The organism is Rahnella victoriana (genome assembly GCF_004330295.1).
Taxonomy (GTDB): Bacteria; Pseudomonadota; Gammaproteobacteria; order Enterobacterales; family Enterobacteriaceae; genus Rahnella; species Rahnella victoriana.
On record NZ_SJOJ01000065.1, the window covers coordinates 1 to 1,237 of the forward strand.

At 60.8% G+C, this 1,237-nt stretch carries 2 protein-coding genes; both read left to right on the top strand.

Annotation, left to right across the window (positions count from 1 at the left end):
- On the top strand, nucleotides 1-91 hold a 91-nt coding region (locus tag EYY67_RS24275), incomplete at its 5' end, for a GpE family phage tail protein (protein ID WP_131694607.1).
- Nucleotides 84-1,237: phage tail tape measure protein (locus EYY67_RS24280; RefSeq protein WP_131694608.1), on the top strand; the 1,154-nt coding region annotated here is incomplete at its 3' end. The genes EYY67_RS24275 and EYY67_RS24280, both read left to right, overlap by 8 nt.

Sequence of the window (1,237 nt, forward strand, 5' to 3'; positions counted from 1 at the left end):
GCCGTCAGAACTGAACCCGATGACGCTGACCGAGCTGCTGGTGTGGCGTCATAAGGCCATGCAGCGCAGCGGAGCCATCGACAGTGAGTAACTTAAAGTTAGAGGTGTTGTTAAAGGCGGTTGACCAGGCGACCCGCCCGTTTAAAGCGGTGCAGAACGCCAGTAAGGCGCTGGCCGGAGAGATTAAAACCTCACAAAACAGCCTCAGAGACCTGAACGCCCAGGCCGGAAAAATTGACGGTTTCCGCAAAACCAGCGCGCAGCTTGCCGTCACCGGCCAGAAACTGAACGACGCCAAAGCGGAAGCGGCGGCGCTGGCGCTCCAGTTTAAAAACACCGCCAGTCCGACCCGCGCCCAGGCGCAGGCCATGGAGTCCGCGAAACGCACCGCCGCGCAGTTGCAGACCCAGTTCAACGGCCTGCGCCAATCGGTGCAACGTCAGCGCACGGAACTCAGCCAGGCGGGCATCAGCACGCGCACGCTGTCTGACTCTGAACGCCGCCTGAGAACGTCCATCAGCGAAACCACCGCACAGCTCAACCGTCAGCGTGAATCTCTGGCACGGGTCAGCGCGCAGCAGGCCAAACTCAATGCGGTGAAAGGCCGGTATCAGGCGGGTAAACAACTGGCGGGAAGCGTGACCGGTGCAGGGGCTGCGGGGGTCGGGATTGCGACGGCGGGCACGGTGGCCGGTGTCGGTATGCTCAAACCCGGCTTTGACTTTGCGCTGAAAAACTCCGAGTTGCAGGCGACGTTAGGGTTAGAAAAAGACTCCGCCGACATGGCTGCTTTGCGCACCCAGGCGCGGCAGCTCGGTGACAACACCGCCGCGTCTGCCGATGATGCCGCCGCCGCGCAGATCATCGTCGCCAAATCCGGCGCGGACAAGGACGGCATTCTGGCGGCGACGCCGACCATCCTGAATCTGTCCCTGGCAAACAAGCGCACCATGGAGGAGAACGCCACCCTGCTGATGGGTGTGAAGTCGGCAATGGGTATGACGAACGACACCGTGGCACACATCGGTGATGTGCTTTCAACGTCCATGAATAAGTCTGCTGCCACCTTTGAAGGGCTGTCTGACACCATGACTTATCTCGCCCCTGTTGCAAAATCAGCAGGAGTTAGCCTGGAGCAGACAGCCGCAATGGCCGCCGCTCTGGCAGATGCCAAAATCACCGGTTCAATGGCGGGTACTGGGGCGAAGGCAGTGGTTACACGCTTACAGGCACCAAC